This window comes from Blastococcus jejuensis (genome assembly GCF_039534705.1).
Lineage (GTDB): Bacteria > Actinomycetota > Actinomycetes > Mycobacteriales > Geodermatophilaceae > Blastococcus_B > Blastococcus_B jejuensis.
Genome location: NZ_BAAAVV010000008.1, coordinates 129,755 through 145,316, shown reverse-complemented (window position 1 = coordinate 145,316; position 15,562 = coordinate 129,755). Strand labels below are relative to the sequence as shown.

Annotated in this window: 17 protein-coding genes and 1 rRNA gene; 8 read left to right on the top strand and 10 right to left on the bottom strand. The window is 74.3% G+C overall.

Features of this window, described 5'->3' with window-relative positions:
* The first annotated feature begins 8 nt into the window (after positions 1 to 8).
* A 5S ribosomal RNA gene (gene rrf, locus ABD644_RS16925) occupies positions 9 to 125 on the top strand.
* Positions 126 to 236: 111 nt separating this feature from the next.
* Here rrf and ABD644_RS16920 read toward each other — a convergent pair.
* Genes ABD644_RS16920 through ABD644_RS16905 form a run of 4 tightly spaced genes read right to left on the bottom strand, consistent with a single transcriptional unit; the run spans position 237 to position 3,137 of the window.
* Positions 237 to 1,151: a CE1 family esterase gene (locus ABD644_RS16920; RefSeq protein ID WP_344690160.1), complete on the bottom strand. Its 915-nt coding sequence runs from the start codon at positions 1,149 to 1,151 to the stop codon at positions 237 to 239.
* Positions 1,152 to 1,168: 17 nt separating this feature from the next.
* Entirely contained in the window at positions 1,169 to 1,867 is a 699-nt protein-coding gene (locus ABD644_RS16915) for a hypothetical protein (protein WP_344690159.1), read from the bottom strand.
* Positions 1,864 to 2,778, bottom strand: a complete 915-nt coding sequence (locus tag ABD644_RS16910; protein ID WP_344690158.1) for an ABC transporter ATP-binding protein — start codon at positions 2,776 to 2,778, stop codon at positions 1,864 to 1,866. Before ABD644_RS16910 ends, ABD644_RS16915 begins: the two co-directional genes overlap by 4 nt.
* The gene (locus ABD644_RS16905) at positions 2,775 to 3,137 is read right to left on the bottom strand and encodes a GntR family transcriptional regulator (RefSeq protein WP_344690157.1); all 363 of its coding nucleotides are present in this window, start codon (positions 3,135 to 3,137) and stop codon (positions 2,775 to 2,777) included. Before ABD644_RS16905 ends, ABD644_RS16910 begins: the two co-directional genes overlap by 4 nt.
* Positions 3,138 to 3,253: 116 nt before the next feature.
* On the opposite strand from ABD644_RS16905, the gene allB reads away from it, so the two are divergent.
* From allB to ABD644_RS16880, 5 genes are all read left to right on the top strand, one after another.
* Positions 3,254 to 4,576 carry an allantoinase AllB gene (gene allB, locus ABD644_RS16900; RefSeq protein WP_344690156.1) on the top strand — a complete coding sequence of 441 codons (1,323 nt, stop codon included), beginning with the start codon at positions 3,254 to 3,256 and terminating at the stop codon, positions 4,574 to 4,576.
* A 4-nt stretch (positions 4,577 to 4,580) separates the two neighbouring features.
* Positions 4,581 to 5,702 (top strand): allantoicase, encoded by a 1,122-nt coding sequence (alc, locus tag ABD644_RS16895; RefSeq protein ID WP_344690155.1) that lies wholly within the window; start codon positions 4,581 to 4,583, stop codon positions 5,700 to 5,702.
* Positions 5,703 to 5,732: 30 nt separating this feature from the next.
* On the top strand, positions 5,733 to 6,044 hold the full coding sequence (locus ABD644_RS16890) for a DUF4333 domain-containing protein (protein WP_344690154.1): 312 nt from the start codon (positions 5,733 to 5,735) through the stop codon (positions 6,042 to 6,044).
* Between the two features lie 100 nt (positions 6,045 to 6,144).
* Positions 6,145 to 6,450 carry a DUF4333 domain-containing protein gene (locus tag ABD644_RS16885; protein ID WP_344690153.1) on the top strand — a complete coding sequence of 102 codons (306 nt, stop codon included), beginning with the start codon at positions 6,145 to 6,147 and terminating at the stop codon, positions 6,448 to 6,450.
* Positions 6,451 to 6,479: 29 nt separating this feature from the next.
* Positions 6,480 to 7,859, top strand: coding sequence for an 8-oxoguanine deaminase (locus ABD644_RS16880; protein ID WP_344690152.1), 1,380 nt, complete (start codon positions 6,480 to 6,482; stop codon positions 7,857 to 7,859).
* Between the two features lie 56 nt (positions 7,860 to 7,915).
* Here ABD644_RS16880 and egtE read toward each other — a convergent pair whose 3' ends face one another.
* The 5 genes from egtE to ABD644_RS16855 are packed head-to-tail and all read right to left on the bottom strand — an operon-like array spanning position 7,916 to position 11,940.
* On the bottom strand, positions 7,916 to 9,046 hold the full coding sequence (gene egtE / locus ABD644_RS16875; protein WP_344690151.1) for an ergothioneine biosynthesis PLP-dependent enzyme EgtE: 1,131 nt from the start codon (positions 9,044 to 9,046) through the stop codon (positions 7,916 to 7,918).
* Between the two features lie 37 nt (positions 9,047 to 9,083).
* Positions 9,084 to 9,836: an anti-sigma factor gene (locus tag ABD644_RS16870; protein WP_344690150.1), complete on the bottom strand. Its 753-nt coding sequence runs from the start codon at positions 9,834 to 9,836 to the stop codon at positions 9,084 to 9,086.
* Positions 9,817 to 10,413, bottom strand: coding sequence for an RNA polymerase sigma factor (locus tag ABD644_RS16865; protein WP_344690149.1), 597 nt, complete (start codon positions 10,411 to 10,413; stop codon positions 9,817 to 9,819). The genes ABD644_RS16870 and ABD644_RS16865 overlap by 20 nt, the downstream gene beginning before the upstream one ends.
* Positions 10,414 to 10,460: 47 nt before the next feature.
* A complete protein-coding gene (locus ABD644_RS16860; protein ID WP_344690148.1) occupies positions 10,461 to 11,099 on the bottom strand; it encodes a class F sortase in 639 nt (212 codons plus the stop codon).
* Positions 11,100 to 11,124: 25 nt separating this feature from the next.
* Positions 11,125 to 11,940 (bottom strand): DUF4397 domain-containing protein, encoded by an 816-nt coding sequence (locus ABD644_RS16855; RefSeq protein WP_344690147.1) that lies wholly within the window; start codon positions 11,938 to 11,940, stop codon positions 11,125 to 11,127.
* A 116-nt stretch (positions 11,941 to 12,056) separates the two neighbouring features.
* Here ABD644_RS16855 and ABD644_RS16850 point away from each other — a divergent pair, with 116 nt between their 5' ends.
* Positions 12,057 to 12,503: a DUF309 domain-containing protein gene (locus tag ABD644_RS16850; RefSeq protein WP_344690146.1), complete on the top strand. Its 447-nt coding sequence runs from the start codon at positions 12,057 to 12,059 to the stop codon at positions 12,501 to 12,503.
* 63 nt (positions 12,504 to 12,566) lie between these two features.
* Positions 12,567 to 14,045 carry an NAD-dependent malic enzyme gene (locus ABD644_RS16845; protein ID WP_344690145.1) on the top strand — a complete coding sequence of 493 codons (1,479 nt, stop codon included), beginning with the start codon at positions 12,567 to 12,569 and terminating at the stop codon, positions 14,043 to 14,045.
* A gap of 60 nt (positions 14,046 to 14,105) precedes the next feature.
* Here ABD644_RS16845 and ABD644_RS16840 read toward each other — a convergent pair whose 3' ends face one another.
* Positions 14,106 to 15,452 (bottom strand): cryptochrome/photolyase family protein, encoded by a 1,347-nt coding sequence (locus ABD644_RS16840; RefSeq protein WP_344690144.1) that lies wholly within the window; start codon positions 15,450 to 15,452, stop codon positions 14,106 to 14,108.
* Positions 15,453 to 15,562 lie beyond the last annotated feature (110 nt).

Genomic DNA, 15,562 nt, shown 5'->3' with positions numbered 1-15,562 from the left:
CACAGAGTTACGGCGGCCATGGCGAGAGGGAAACGCCCGGCAACATTCCGAACCCGGAAGCTAAGCCTCTCAGCGCCGATGGTACTGCCCTGGAGACGGGGTGGGAGAGTAGGACGCCGCCGGACAATCCTTCCGAAAGGGCCCCAGCATCCGTGCTGGGGCCCTTTCGCCATTCCCCCACGCTTTCGGTACCGAAAGCTCCGGTTCCCCGCGCAGCTTTCGGTACAGAAAGCTCGTCAGGGGCGGGGATTCGCCTCGAAGAAGCGCCAGATCGTCTCGGTCACGTCCAGTTCCGCGGACGGCGGATCGGCAGAATCGCGGACGACCTCGGAGCCCGGCCATTGGTGGCCCGCACCCTCGACCGTGGTGAGCTGCACCTCGCGGCCCTCGGCGCAGTAGGAGACCGAGTGCCGCACGGCTCCGACGGTCGTCACGGCGGGCGGTGTGCAGACGTCGACCTCGCGCCACTGCTCGATCACCGACGGCACCGGCGGTCCGTCGATGCGGCCGACCCCGGCCCCGGGTCCGCCGTCGAACCGCACGTTGTCATCCGCAGCGCCGTGGATGTGCAGCACGGACACCGGGGCGGGCGACGGGCAGTCGGCGAGCATGGTGCCGGCCACGGGGGCGATCGCTGCGGTGACGTCGGTGCTGCAGGCCAGCGCGTAGCTCATCATCGCGCCGTTGGACATGCCCGTGACGTAGATGCGGGAAGGGTCGACGTCGTCCGCCGTCACCAGTTCGTCGATCAGGGCGAGCAGGAAGCCCACGTCGTCGACGTCGTCCCGAGCGGCCTGGCCGCAGCACCCCCCGCCGGCATTCCAGGTGCGCCCCACGCCGTCGGGGTAGACGACCAGGATTCCCTCCCGGTCCGCCACGTCGTCCCAGCCGTACGCGCGTTCGGCCTGCCGCGCGCTTCCGCCCCCGCCGTGCAGCATCACGACGAGGGCAGGAGAGCGGTCGAGGTCGGCGGGGCGGTAGAGCCGGTACTCCCGCGGGCCCTCGTCCGTGTCGATCCGGTAGGCATGGGCCCCGGGGAGTCGCGCCCCCGCGTCGTCGTCCGCCGGGCGCTCGTCGCGCGCGCAGGCAGCCAGCGCCGTGATCGTGACCGTCAGGAGCAGGGCGGCCCGCAGGCGTCGACCGGTGGTCACGCCGGAACGGTAGGGGGTCAGGGGACGACCCGGCGCAGACCTCCCCAGGCCAGCGCGGCGAGCACGAGGGCCACAGCCGTCGGCAGCCCGATGGCCAGGGTGGCCAGCGATCGGTCGGTGAACCACGCGCCGATCTCGTTCCACGCCCGCAGCCAGGTGACCAGCACGACCAGTCCGCCGACCACCGTGATGCTGCCGATGATCAAGCCCCACACGCCCGCCGGCCCCCAGCGCTTCTGCACCACGCCCATGCCGACGCCGGCGGCGATGAGGGCCAGCATCGGCGCACCGGAGACGAGCGCCTGCATCGCGAGCCCGTCGGCGCGCATGCCGATAGGCGCCCAGAAGCTCAGGCCGACGCCCCACCCGTCGGTCGCGTCCCCGATGGCCGCGAGGCCCGCCAGCGCCAGGCCGTACCCGAAGGCGGAGACCAGCGCGACCAGCGCGGTCGTCGTGAAGAAGGTGCGGCGGCTCAGGCTGAGCCCCATGGCGAACGGGAGGAGCTGGGTGACCGACTGGACGAACACGACCATGACCGTGATGTAGAGCGCCATGACCCCGCCCGTGAAGCCGGCGCCCGGTTGATCACGCAGGTCCGCGAGGGCCCAGACCGCCCAGTTGATCGCGAAGCTGATCGACACCACCAGCCACGGGATGCCCAGGACCACGAGCGGATGGACGAACTGCAGCCGGGCGGCAGTCAGGACGCGATTCATCGGGTGACCTCCTCGAGGTGCTCGGTGGCGCGGGTGGGAGCCGGCGCCGTGTGCAGGCTCATCGCGACCACCAGCTGCTGGAGGGAGGTCGCCTCCCACGAGAGACCGGCGTCACCGGCGTCGGCGCCGGTGGCCCCGCCCCGCAGGCGGACGACGGCCCGGCTGTGCCCGCCCAGCGACTCGCTGTGCAGGAGCTCGTGGTGGCCGGCGAACGCGGTCACCCTGTCGCGCGGGCCGGTGACGGTCAGCGCGGTGCCGCGCAGGGATTCGACGTCGGCATCGAGCAGCACCCGGCCGCGATCGATGAGCAGCACTCGCTCCAGCAGGCTCGCGATCTCCTCGATCAGGTGCGTCGAGAGGACGACGGTGCGCGGGTGCTCCGCGTAGTCGGCGAGCAGCCGGTCGTAGAACAGCCGCCGGGCGACGGCGTCGAGGCCCAGGTAGGGCTCGTCGAACAGCGTCATCGGCGCGCGCGAGGCCAGGCCGATGATGATGCCGACGGCGGAGTTCATGCCCCGGGACAGCTTCTTGATCGGCCGCCGCGCGGGCAGGTCGAAATCGCGCAGCAGCGACTCGGCGAGCCCGGCGTCCCACTCCGGGAACACCATGGCCGCCGCGGTGAGCGCGTCCCGCACGCGGAAGTGGTCGGGGTAGCGCTGCCCCTCCTTGATGAAGCAGATCCGGCGCAGGACGTCGTCGTTCTCGAACGGACGCGCGCCGAAGACCTCCACCCGGCCGCCGCTGGGCACGCGGTGCCCGGTGAGCAGCTGCATCAGCGTCGTCTTGCCGGCGCCGTTGCGGCCGAGCAGGCCGGTGATGCTGTCCCGCTCGATGACCGTGGTCACCCCCTCGAGCGCGGTGTGCTCGCGGAAGCGCATGGTCACGTCGTCCAGCGTTGCGACGGCGGTCATCGCCGGTCCTCCCAGGTGTCGATCATGTCGGTCAGCTCGTGGGCGGGGATGCCGAGCTTCTGGGCCTCGGCCATCAGCGGGCGGACGTACTGCTCGGCGAACTCGCTGCGCCGCCGCTTGAGCAGCTGGTCGCGGGCGCCCGTGGCGACGAACATCCCGACTCCTCGTCTCTTGTAGAGGACCCCGTCGGTCACCAGCTGGTTCAGGCCCTTGGCGGCGGTGGCGGGGTTGATGCGGTGGAAGACGGCCAGCTCGTTGGAGGAGGGCGCCTGGGTCTCCTCGGGGAGGGATCCGTCGACGATCGCGTTCTCGATCTGCGTCGCGACCTGCCGGAAGATGGGGCCCGCGTCCTCGTTCACGACGGGCGCCCCGACGGTCCAGGGACGATCCGGTCCCTGGGTTCATTACTCATGTAACGAACGATAGGACCGTGTCGCGACGCGGCGCAAGCTCCTCCCCTCTCGGGGTTGCGAGGATGGCCCCCGTGAACCTCGTCGTCCGCAGCCGCCGGGCCGTGCTGCCCGAAGGGGAGCGCGCCGTTGCCGTGCACACCGAGGCGGGTCGGATCACCGCCGTCACCGGCTTCGACGACGTCCCCGCGAACGTGGTGACCCTCGCCGATGACGAGGTGCTGCTGCCCGGCCTGGTCGACAGCCACGTGCACGTCAACGAACCGGGTCGCACCGAGTGGGAGGGCTTCGCCACCGCGACCCGGGCCGCGGTGGCCGGCGGGGTCACCACGATCGTGGACATGCCGCTGAACTCGATCCCGCCGACGACCACCGTCGACGCGTTGCACGTGAAACGAGAGGTGGCAAAAGGCCAGGTCAGCGCCGATGTCGCGTTCTGGGGCGGGGCCGTTCCCGGCAACGTCGACCAGCTGCGGCCGCTGCACGAGGCCGGCGTCGTCGGGTTCAAGTGCTTCCTGCTCGACTCCGGCGTCCCCGAGTTCCCGCCCCTGGACGACGCCGGGTTGCGCGCCGCGCTGACCGAGCTGGCGACGTTCGACGGGTTGCTGATCGCCCACGCCGAGGACGCCGGAGTCATCGCCGCAGCCCCAGCACCGCACGGGCCCAGCTACGCCGGTTTCCTGGCGTCGCGGCCCGGGGCGGCGGAGGAGTCGGCGATCGCCCGGCTGATCGAGGCGGCGCGGGACACCGGAGCCCGGGTCCACGTCGTCCACCTCGCCGACGCGGGAGCGCTGCCGATGCTGCGCGCAGCGCGGGCCGAGGGGGTGCCGATCACGGTGGAGACCTGCCCGCACTACCTGACCTTCGCCGCGGAGGAGGTGCCCGACGGGGCGACGTCGTACAAATGCTGCCCGCCGATCCGCGAGGAGGCGCACCGCGAGGCGCTGTGGGCGGCGCTGGTGAACGGGGACATCGACCTGGTGGTCAGCGACCACTCGCCCTGCACCCCTGACCTGAAGCTGCTCGACGAGGGCGACTTCGGGCGGGCGTGGGGCGGGATCGCGTCGCTCCAGGTCGCGCTGCCGGTGGTCTGGTCGGGCGCGCGGGCGCGCGGCATCCCGCTGGCTGACGTCGTCCGGTGGATGGCCGAGGCGCCGGCCCGGCTGTCCGGCCTGCCGGCCAAGGGGGCCATCGCCCCCGGCCGGGACGCCGACCTGGTGGCCTTCGCACCCGAGGAACGCTGGACCGTCGGGGAGCTGCGCCACCGCAACCCCGTCACGCCCTATGCCGGGCGCTCGCTGCGCGGCGTCGTGCGGCGGACGTGGCTGCGCGGTGAGCCGACCGACGGCGAGGGCGGGCGGCTGCTGCGCCGCGGCGTGCCAGAGTGACCGCGTGACCGACTTCGCCCGCCTGCCCGACCTGGCCTCGCGCGCCCTCGGTGGCGCGGTCGTGGCCGCCAACGACGAGTCCTTCGCGGAGCGGGAGAACCTCGTGCTGCCCGAGGCGCCGGCCGCCCGCACCGAGTTCGGGCACAAGGGCAAGGTCTACGACGGGTGGGAGACCCGCCGTCGCCGGTCGCCGGGCCACGACTGGGCGGTCGTCCGGCTCGGGACGCCGGGGGTCGTGCACGGCGTCGTCGTCGACACCGCGTTCTTCACCGGCAACTACCCGCCCCGGGCGTCGGTCGACGGCGCCGCGGTCGAGGGTCACTGCTCGGTCGACGAGTTGCTCAAGGCCGACTGGCAGCCACTGCTCCCGCTGTCGGACCTGGCGGGCAACACGCACAACTACTTCCCGGTGTACTCCGACCGCCGGGTCACCCACGTCCGGCTCAACATCCACCCCGACGGCGGCGTCGCGCGGCTGCGGGTGCACGGCACGGTGCTGCCCGATCCCCGCCTGGTCGACGCCGGCCCGTTCGACCTCGCGGCCCTGGAGAACGGTGCCGTCGTCACCGGGGTGAGCAACGAGTTCTACGGCCGCCCCCAGCAGCTGATCTCCCCCGGGCTGGCGCGGAACATGGGCGAGGGCTGGGAGACCGCCCGGAGGCGGGACGCGGGCAACGACTGGGTCGAGATCGGCCTGGCCTGCGAGGGCGTGGTCGCCCTCGCCGAGCTGGACACCTCCTACTTCCTGCACAACGCGCCGGCCACCGCCGCCGTGACCGGCCTCGGGCCCGACGGCGAGGTCCCGCTGCTGCCGCGCACCCGGCTGCAGCCCGACACGCGGCACCGGTTCGTCCTCGACGGCGCCCCGGCGGTCGACCGGGTGCGGCTCGACGTCCACCCCGACGGCGGGATGGCCCGGCTGCGGCTGTGGGGGCGGCCGACGTCGGCGGGCCGCGCGGCGCTCGGCCGCCGGTGGTTCGACGCGCTCCCCGACGTCCAGGCGCTGGAGGTGCTGGGTTCGGTCGGCGTCCCGCCGCAGGTGGCCGGGCGTCTGGTCGGCGCCCGCCCACTGGACGACGACGTGCCGCCCGAAGTCGCCTGGTTGGTGTTCGGCGACCATCGCTAGCATCGCGGCACCCGTGGAGGGGAGCTCGCCGTGGCCCGTCGTCTCGCCGTCCTGATCACGATGTCGGCCGCCGTCGGTGGCCTCGCCGCCTGTGGCTCCCCGACCGTGCGCGCCGAGGACGTCGCGGCCGCCGCCGAGGATGCCTTCGAGCAGGAGTCGGGCGGCATCCGGTTCCCCGTCATCTGTCCAGACGATGTCGAGGCAGAGGTCGGTGCCCAGACGTACTGCGTGCTCAGGAACACGACGAGGAACGAGGACTTCGACGTCCGCGTGACCGTCACGTCGGTCGAGGACGACACCGCGCAGTTCGACTTCGAGTTCGGCACCCAGCCGGTGGGCTGAGCCGCTCCGCGCGAGTTCCGGAGCGACGTCGCGAGTTCACCGGCCGGGCACTCGCACTCGATAGGGTCGCGACCTCGCCGTCCCACCCGAGGAGTGCCCAGTGGCCCGTCGTCGCCTGCTTCTCGCCGCCCCCCTGCTGGCCCTCGCGCTCGCCGCCTGCGGCGCCGGCACCCTGGAGGCCAGCACCGTCGAGGAGGGGGCGGCCGACGCCCTGGAGGAGCAGGTCGGCATCCGCCCGGAGGTGTCCTGCCCCGACGACCTCGAGGCCGAGGTCGGTGCCTCGATGGAATGCACGCTCACGGCCGGCGACGACCCGACCGAGTACCCGGTGACGGTCACCGTCAGCTCCGTCGAGGGCGACACCGCCAACTTCGACGTCGAGGTGGGCGACGCCCCCGTGGGCTGACCTGCTCCGTCCTCGGCAAGATGCGCGGGGTGGAGAACCCCTCGCACGCGGACCTGCTCATCACCGACGCCGAACTCGTGGCCACGGTCGACGACGCCCGGCGGGAGATCCCGGGCGGCTGGGTGGCGGTCACCGACGGGGTCGTGTCCGCGGTCGGCGGCCCCGGCGACCAGCGGCCGGAGGCGGCGCGCACGATCGACGCCCGCGGCTGCCTGGTCACCCCGGGGCTGGTCAACACCCACCACCACCTGTACCAGAACCTGACCCGCGCGTTCGCCCCCGCGCTGACCGGCGGCCTGTTCGACTGGCTGGTCACGCTCTACCCGCTGTGGGCCCGGCTGGACGAGGAGGCGGCCTACGTCAGCGCCTACGTCGGGCTGACCGAGCTCGCGCTGGCCGGCTGCACCACCTCCACCGACCACCTCTACGTCCATCCCCGGGGGGCCGGCGACCTGATCACCGCCGAGGTAACCGCGGCGCGCGACCTCGGGATGCGCTTCCACCCGACCAGGGGCTCGATGTCGCTGTCGGTGAAGGACGGCGGGCTGCCGCCCGACTCGGTCGTGCAGGACGACGACGAGATCCTGGCCGACTCGCAGCGGCTGGTGGAGGCGCACCACGACCGGTCGCCCACGGCGATGACCCGCATCGCGCTCGCGCCGTGCTCGCCGTTCAGCGTCTCGACGTCGCTCATGACGCGGACCGCGGAACTGGCCGCCGCGCTCGACGTGCGCCTGCACACCCACCTCGCCGAGACGCAGGACGAGGACGAGTTCTGCCTCGCGACGTTCGGCCGCCGCCCGGTGGACTACCTCGCCGACGTCGGCTGGATGAGCGACCGGGTGTGGCTCGCGCACGTGGTCTGGCCCTCGCCGGAGGAGATCACGCGGCTGGGTGCCGCGCGGGTGGGGGCCGCGCACTGCCCGTCGTCGAACATGATCCTGGGCAGCGGGCTGGCGCCGGTCGCCGAGCTGCGGGCCGCGGGCGCACCCGTCGGGCTGGGCGTCGACGGCTCGTCGTCGGCGGACTCCGCGTCGCTCTGGCTCGAGGCCCGGACGGCGATGCTGCAGGGCAAGCTGCGGCACGGCGCCGCCGCCATGTCGGCCCGCGACGCCCTGGAGATCGCGACCCGCGGCGGCGCGGCCTGTCTGGGGAGGGCCGGCGAGATCGGGGAGCTGTCGGTCGGGGCCTGCGGCGACCTGGTGGTCTGGCCGCTGGAGGGCGTGCGGTTCGCCGGTGCGCTGTCCGACCCCGTCGAGGCGTGGCTGCGTTGCGGACCGGTGGCCGCGCGGCACACCGTCGTCGGCGGCCGGCTCGTGGTGGAGGACGGGGCGCCGGTGCACGCCGGGCTCGACGAGCAGCTCGCCGTCCACCGCCGCGTCTCGACGGCCATGCAGGCCGCCCTCTAACAGCTTTCTGTACCGAAAGCTGAACCGGGCCGCGCAGCTTTCGGTACAGAAAGCTGCTACAGGGCGGCGGCGAGGGCTTCGAGGTCGTCGACGTCGGCGTCGAGGTGCGGGGACACCCGCAGCACCGGGCCGGTCATCTCGCCGGGTGCGCGCTCCGGGCCGATCGCGCTGGTGACGATGCCGTGCTCGGTGAGCAGCCGGGCCCGGGTCGCGACCACGTCGACGCCGTCGGGCGGGAGCAGTGTCGTCGTCGCGGTGGGCTCGTCCCCGGGCTCGACCACCCGCCAGCCGGCGACGCCGTCGAGCACCTGCCGGGTGGCCCGGCCCAGCGCCGCCAGCCGTTCCCGCACGCGGTCGGGCCCCGCGGCCACGTGGTCGCCGACGGCCACGACCAGTCCGACCCGCCCGGCGACGTGCGCCTCCCCCGACTCGAAGGCGCGCAGCGGCGGCTCGCCCTCGGGCTCGGGCAGCACCGGGGTGAGCTGGGCGGCGATCGCCGGGCGGGCGCAGAGCACACCGACCCCGCGCGGTCCGGCCAGCCACTTGCGCGAGGTGCTGTAGACGACGTCGGCGCCGAGGTCGGTGTCGGCGTGGCCGAGGGACTGCGCGGCGTCGAGCACCAGCGGGACGCCGGCCTCGCGGCAGAGCGCGGCGATCTCGGCGGCGGGCTGGAGCAGGCCGCGGTGGCTGGCTACGTGGGTGAGGTGCACGAAGCGGGGTGGGTCGTCGCGCAGCATCGCTCCGACGGCGTCGACGTCGGCGCGGCCGATGCCGTCGACCGGCAGCGGCTGCGGGCGCAGCCCATAGGTGCGCAGCTGCGCGACGTTGGGTGCGTACTCCCCGGGCAGGCAGGCCACCCGCGACCCCGCCGGCAGTCGCCAGCCGGTGAGCAGCGCGACCAGCGCCGCCTGGGCTGACTCGACGAACGCGACGTCGGCCGCGGCCATGCCGACCAGGCCGCCGATCACCGAGCGGCCCTGCTGCAGCAGGGCGTCGGCGGCCGCCTCGGCCACGTAGCCGCCCAGCTCGGCCTCGTGGCGGGCGTGGTGGGCAGCGGCCTCGAGCGCGCGGGAGCTCTGCCGGCTGCAGGCGGCGCTGTCCAGGTGCCGGCCGGCGGGGCGGGGGCGGACGGAGCGCCAGGTGCTGCCGAGCTCCTCGTGCGGAAGACCGTGCGGGAGTGCGCTCACGTGGTCACGCTAGGCGAGCCCGCGACGGCCCCGGCACTCAGCTGTCCAGCACCCCGCGGGCCACCGAGTCACCGGAGTGCGCCGGGTTGCCGTCGAGCGGCTCCACCGAGACGTCGACGACGGCGTACTCGTCGAGGTCGAGCCCGGTGGGGATCTCGAACACCGCGGTGCCCGCCTGGGTGGTGCCGACCGGGACCAGCCCCGAGACGTCCGGCGTCAGCAGCCAGACCTCGTAGTAGGCGTCGTCGAGGGCGGGGGCCTGCAGGTCGACCTCGAGCACCCGCGTGCCGTCGTCCCGTTCGACCACCCGGGCCGAGCCCGAGGCGTCGGCGTCCTCCAGCGGGTCCAGCGCGGCCGCGGCCACCGCGGCACCGTCGCCGCCGCCCTGCAGGACCGCGACCGCGCCGGCCCCGATCGCCGCGCCGGCCACGGCCGCCGCCGCGGTCAGCAGCAGGGTGCGCGACCGGCGCGGGCGCAGCGGCACGACGTTCGACGGCGGTTCGACGTTCGACGGCGGTGCGACCGGAGCGGGGGCGGCGGCGACCAGCTCGGGGCGCGGCGCCGACGAGACCCCGGTGGCCGAGGCGATCGCGGCCCAGACGTTCGGCGGCGGGGGAACCGGCGCCCCGGGGGCGGCGAACTCGGGGACGGCGAGAAGCTCGACGCCGCGGCGCAGGGCCGCGACCTCGGCGCGGCACTCCGCGCAGGACGCGAGGTGTGCGGCGTCGTCGTCGGGGAGGCGCTCGGCGAGGGCGGCGAGCGCCAGCTGCTCAGGCGTGCAGTGCTGCACCGTCCACCTCCAACCGGGTTCGTAGGCGTTCGAGCGTGCGACGGATATGGGATTTCACGGTGCCCAGCGGGATACCGGTGCGGTCCGCGATCTGGGCATGGGTGAGGTCCTCGAAGAAGGCGAGCTCGATGATGCCGCGCTGCGGCTGGCCCAGGCGGTCCAGCTCGTCGAGGAGCAGCACCCGGTCGGCGACGGCGGCGTCGACGCCCGGGGTGGCCGCACCCGACGGGGCTGCCTGCGCCTGGGCCACGGCGGCCTCGGCCTCCCGGCGCTGCCGGTCACGTCGCGCCCAGCCGTCGGCGATCTTGTGCCGGGCGACCCCCACCAGCCAGGCCGGGAGGGGGCCCTGGTCGGGCCGGAACCGGGCGCGTCCGGTCCACGCGGAGACGAAGACCTGCTGGGTGACGTCCTCCGCGTCGGGGCCGGGGCCGAACGCGCGGACGGCCATGCCGTGGATCTGCCCGGCCCAGCGCTCGTAGGCCCAGGCCAGCGCCTGCTCGTCGCCCGCGGCGAACCGCCGGCCGACCTCGTCGTCGTCCGGCTCGGCAGCGATCCGCTGCATCGGGACGGGCTCCACGAGGGCGACGCTACCCACTCGGGGCAGGCGAACGGCCAGCGCCTCGCTCATGGGAGTGGCTCGGCGATCACGACGACGTTGTCGCGGTAGCTGCCGAGCTCCGGGAGGAACGGGCCGCCGCAGGTGATCAGGGTCAGCCGCGGGGGACCGGCGCGGCTGAAGAGGCGGTCCACCGGCAGCACCTGCTTGCTGATCAGCTCGCGGGACACCACCCGCCAGCGGGTCGTCGTCCCGTCGGCGGCGGTGACCGTGACCTCCTGGCCCACGGCGGCCTCGCGCAGCGGAGCCAGCACGCCCAGGCCCTGCTCCCGGTCGTCGACGTGGCCGGCGATCACCGCCGAGCCGTTCTCGCCGGGTGCCGGGCCGAAGCGGTACCAGCCCACGCGGGCCACGTCGTCGGGGATCGCCATCTGGCCGTCCGGGGCGACCCCGACGGCGTCGACGGCGGTGTCGACGCCGAGCGCGGGGACCTGGAGCCGGACCGGGGCGGGCGCGTCCGCCACGGGGGCCGGGGCGGCGTCGCGGGTCGGGATCGCGGGCCCCTCCGCCGTCGGTGACGCCGGCGCCGGGAGGGCCTGCTCCACCGACGCGCCCACCGCCGCCGGTGGCCGGGTCAGGCTCCACGCGGTCGGCACACCGATCGCGAGAGCCAGGCCCAGGACCGCTCCGGCGGCGGCGGGACGCACGGGGATCTCCCTCGCTACCGCGGGGTCAGCCGCGGCTGCGGGCCAGCCGCAGGGCGCCGGCGGCCGCGACCGCGAGACCCGCCACCGAGAGCGCCATCAGCGGCGCCGGGAGCGAGTCGTCGACGAGACCGCCGGTGCCGCCGGGGACACCGGACGGCGCGGAGTGCGCACCGGAGATCGTCTGGACGGCGAGCTCGTAGCCGGCGTCGCCGGAACCCCACGCGTAGACGATCGTGTTCGTGCCCTCGGCCAGGTTCAGGTCGGCCGGGCCGATGGCCACGGTGTCGGTGCCGGCCAGGACGACGTCGGCGCTCACGGTGCCCGCGGGCACGACCAGCGAGGCCTCGTCGGGGTTGGCCAGGCCCGGGGCGACCACGGTGCCGCCGGCGCGGATGTCCACGGCCGGAGCGGCGGCGGTGTGCCGGACGGTGACGCGGGCCTGCCCGGCCGGGATCGCCGAGACGTCGTTGACGAACGGCGTCAGCACCGGGGTGCCGTCCTCGCCGAGGTGGGCGACCACCGTGGCGTTCGCGCCCGCCGGGACGGTCACGCCGTCGGCGGAGAGCAGCGGGTCGCCCGAACCGTCCGCGGCGTCGGCCGGGAAGATCGCCAGGTCGTAGGAGCCGGCGGGCAGCTGGAGCGGGTCGGTGAGCGTGCCGGGCTGGAAGTCGTCGATCAACCTCTCGCCGTTGGCGTAGACGTCCACCGGGGTGTCGGGGACGGCGTGCAGGACGGAGACGGTGGCGGTCTCCTCGGCCGAGGCCGGGGTGGCGACCAGGACAAGCGCGCCGGCGACGCCGACGGCGCCGGCGGCCCGGCCGAACGAACGGATCGTGCTCACGATGATGTCCTTCCTGGGCGGGTGGTGCTGTCACCCCCTGCTTCCACCGGTTGCGCACAACTGGATGCAGTTGAATGCAGAACTTTCTGCGCGGAGCCGGCTGGGAGGATCGGGGCGTGACCATCGACCGGGATCGGGACGCCGAGGGCCGGGCCCGCAACGCGCGGCCCCGCGACGCGCTGGGTCGCCCGCTGCCGCACGACGCGGCCGGCGAGGAGCGCGCCCCGGAGGGCGTCGTCCGCACGCCGGCGGAGACCCTGGCGCAGGCGCAGGCGCTGCTGGACGAGGGGCGGCCGTTCCACGCGCACGAGGTGCTCGAGGACGCCTGGAAGTCGTGTCCGGAGGCCGAGCGGCAGCTCTGGCGGGGCCTCGCCCAGCTCGCCGTCGGCCTGACCCACGCGATGCGGGGCAATGCGCGGGGCGCGGCGACCCTGCTGGAGCGGGGCGCGGGCAACCTCGCGGGCTACGCCGACGACGCACCGCACGGGATCGACGTCGCCGGGCTCGTCGCGTGGGCCAGGACGGCGGCCGAGGACCGCCGCCCGCCCCGGCTGCGGGCCTGAGGGCAGTCCCACAGTCCCGGCGGTGCGCCGGTGCCGGGCGACGGTGAGACGATGGGCCCCGCTATGAGCACCGACACCGCCTCCGCCCCCGGTTCCGACGACACCGCTGCGCCACCGCGCGGTCCGGTCACCTCGGCCTCGTACTCGATCACCGTCCGGCTCACCGCCGACGGGGATCCGGCGTCGATCGGCCGCATCGCCACCGCCGTGGGGTCCGCCGGCGGGGCGGTCACCGCCATCGACGTCGTGGACAGCCGCTCCGACGGGCTCACCGTCGACGTCACCTGCTCGGCCGCCGACGCCTCGCACTCGGAGGAGATGGTCGAGGCCCTGCGCACGGTGCCTGGCGTGAAGGTGCGCAAGGTCAGCGACCGAACCTTCCTGCTGCACCTGGGCGGCAAGCTCGAGGTCGCGTCGAAGGTGCCGATGAAGACCCGCGACGACCTCTCGATGGCCTACACGCCCGGCGTCGCCCGCGTCTGCATGGCGCTGGCCGACCACCCCGAGGACGTCCGGCGGCTGACGATCAAGGGCAACACCGTCGCCGTCGTCACCGACGGCTCGGCGGTGCTGGGCCTGGGCAACATCGGCCCCGGCGCGGCCATGCCGGTCATGGAGGGCAAGGCGGTCCTGTTCAAGCGGTTCGCCGACATCGACGCCTGGCCGATCTGCCTCGACACCCAGGACGTCGACGAGATCGTGCGCACCGTGGAGCTGATCGCACCCGGTTTCGGCGGCATCAACCTGGAGGACATCGCCGCCCCCCGCTGCTTCGAGATCGAGGCCCGGCTGCGAGAGAAGCTCGACATCCCCGTCTTCCACGACGACCAGCACGGCACGGCGATCGTCGCCCTCGCCGCGCTGAAGAACGCGCTGCGGGTCGTGGACAAGCAGCTGCCCGACGTGAAGATCGTCGTCGCCGGTGGCGGCGCTGCCGGCACCGCGATCGTGAACCTCCTGCTGAAGGCGGGGGCGGGTCAGGTGCTGGTGTGGGACCGGGAGGGCATCCTCTCGCCCGACGACGACCGGCTCACCGGCGCGAAGCTCGAGCTGGCCCGGCGCACCAACCCGGGCGCAGTGCGCGGCGAGCTGCCCGACGCGCTCGACGGGGCCGACGTGTTCATCGGCGTCAGCGCGGGCAACATCCTCGCGGTCGAGGACCTCGCCCGCATGGCCCCGCGGGCCGTCGTCTTCCCGATGGCCAACCCGACGCCGGAGGTCGACCCGGTCCGGGCGCGCCAGTACGCCGCCGTCGTCGCCTCGGGCCGCTCGGACATGCCGAACCAGATCAACAACGTGCTGGCCTTCCCCGGGGTCTTCCGCGGGCTGCTCGACGCGCGGGCCACCGAGATCACCGACGGCATGCTGCTCGCCGCGGCCGAGGCGCTGGCCGCCGTCGTCAAGGACGACCAGCTCAACGCCAACTACATCATCCCGAGCGTGTTCGACCCCGAGGTGACGCACGCGGTGGCCGCCGCCGTCGCCGACCAGGCCCGGCACGAGCCCGGCGCGACGGCGAAGGTCCGCGAAGACCTGGGCTGAAAAAGGACCCCGTCCCCCTCACCGCTCGCAGGCTCGCGGCGAGCCTCTGGACGGGGCCGCTCAGCGGTCGCGGAGGCGCTGGTAGCGGTCGAGGGCGACCTGACGCTCGTGCGCGTGGTCGACGATCGGCTCCGGATAGCCCTCGGGCACGCCGCCGGGCGCCGTCCACGGCTCGTGCACGTACCGCGCATCGACGTCCCGGAGCTCGGGCACCCACCGCTTCACGTACGTGCCGTCCGGGTCGAACTTCTTGCCCTGGGTCACCGGGTTGAAGACGCGGTAGTACGGCGAGGCGTCGGTGCCGGTGCCGGCCACCCACTGCCAGCCGTGGTTGTTGCTCGCGAGGTCGCCGTCGACGAGGTGGTGCAGGAAGTAGCGGGCGCCGCGGGTCCACTCCTGGTGCAGGTCCTTCACCAGGAACGATGCCACGATCATGCGGACGCGGTTGTGCACGTAGGCCTCCGCGTGCAGCTGGCGCATGCCGGCGTCGACGATCGGGAAGCCGGTGCGGCCGAGCTCCCACGCCTTCACGAGCTCCGCGGCGTCGGGGCCGTCGTCGTAGCCCATCGCCTGCAGCTCCGGCTTGAGGTACTCGCGCGCCGTCTCGGGGCGGTGCCAGAGGACGTCGGCGTAGAACTCGCGCCAGGCGAGCTCGTCGGTGTACCGCCGGGCCGAGTCGCCGGGGATCTCGGCGAGGTCGGCCAGCAGCGTGCGCGGGTGGATGCAGCCGTACTTGAGGTAGGCCGACATCCGGCTGGTGCCGTCGCCGCCGGGCACGTCGCGCGCGTCGGCGTAGTCGGGCAGCCGCTCGTCGCGGAACCGGCGCCACGCGGCGCGCGCGGCGGCCTCGCCGGCCGGCGGGAGGTCGGCGTCCGTCGTCGCGTCCGGGGGCTTCTCGGAGCGGACACCGGTCAGCCAGGGGACGTCCCGCGGGCGCGGCGCCGGTGCCCGCCAGCCGTGCTCGCGCCAGGCGCGGGCGAAGGGGGTGAACACCTGGAAGGGCGTGCCGTCGCGCTTGGTCACCCGGCCCGGTGTGACGGCGTACGGCGACCCGGTGCGCACCAGCGGGACCTCGCCCAGGGCATGTTCGACGGACGCGTCGCGTTCCCTGCCGTAGGGGCCGGCGTCGGCCGAGACGTGCACGCTCGTCGCCTCGGTCTCCCCGACGAGCTCCGTGATGACCTGCTGCGGGTCGCCTCGCCTCAGCACGAGCGCGCCACCCGTCTGTTCCCGCAGGTCGGCCAGGCAATCGAGCAGGAAGCGGCGACGAGGATTCCCCGACGGTCGCCACAGCCGGTCGTCGAGCACGAAGACCGGCAGCACGTCGCCGGTCTCGCGGGCGGCGAGCAGGGCCGGGTGGTCGGCGAGACGCAGGTCGCGGCGGAACCACAGCAGCGCGACCGGCACCGCCCGACTGTAGGAACGATCCCCGGTTCTCGCTCTGTGGGCGTTGTTCGTGCTTGAGCAGTTCTGCAGCACCCGGATGGCACGAACAACACCCGCACGGCGGGCTGTGC

Excerpts from the sequence above, each read along its gene's own strand:
- ABD644_RS16845 (WP_344690145.1), top strand. The coding sequence starts at position 12,567 with ATGAGCACCGACACCGCCTCCGCCCCCGGTTCCGACGACACCGCTGCG.
- ABD644_RS16910 (WP_344690158.1), bottom strand. The coding sequence starts at position 2,778 with ATGACCGCCGTCGCAACGCTGGACGACGTGACCATGCGCTTCCGCGAG.
- allB (WP_344690156.1), top strand. The coding sequence starts at position 3,254 with ATGGCCCCCGTGAACCTCGTCGTCCGCAGCCGCCGGGCCGTGCTGCCC.
- ABD644_RS16915 (WP_344690159.1), bottom strand. The coding sequence starts at position 1,867 with ATGAATCGCGTCCTGACTGCCGCCCGGCTGCAGTTCGTCCATCCGCTC.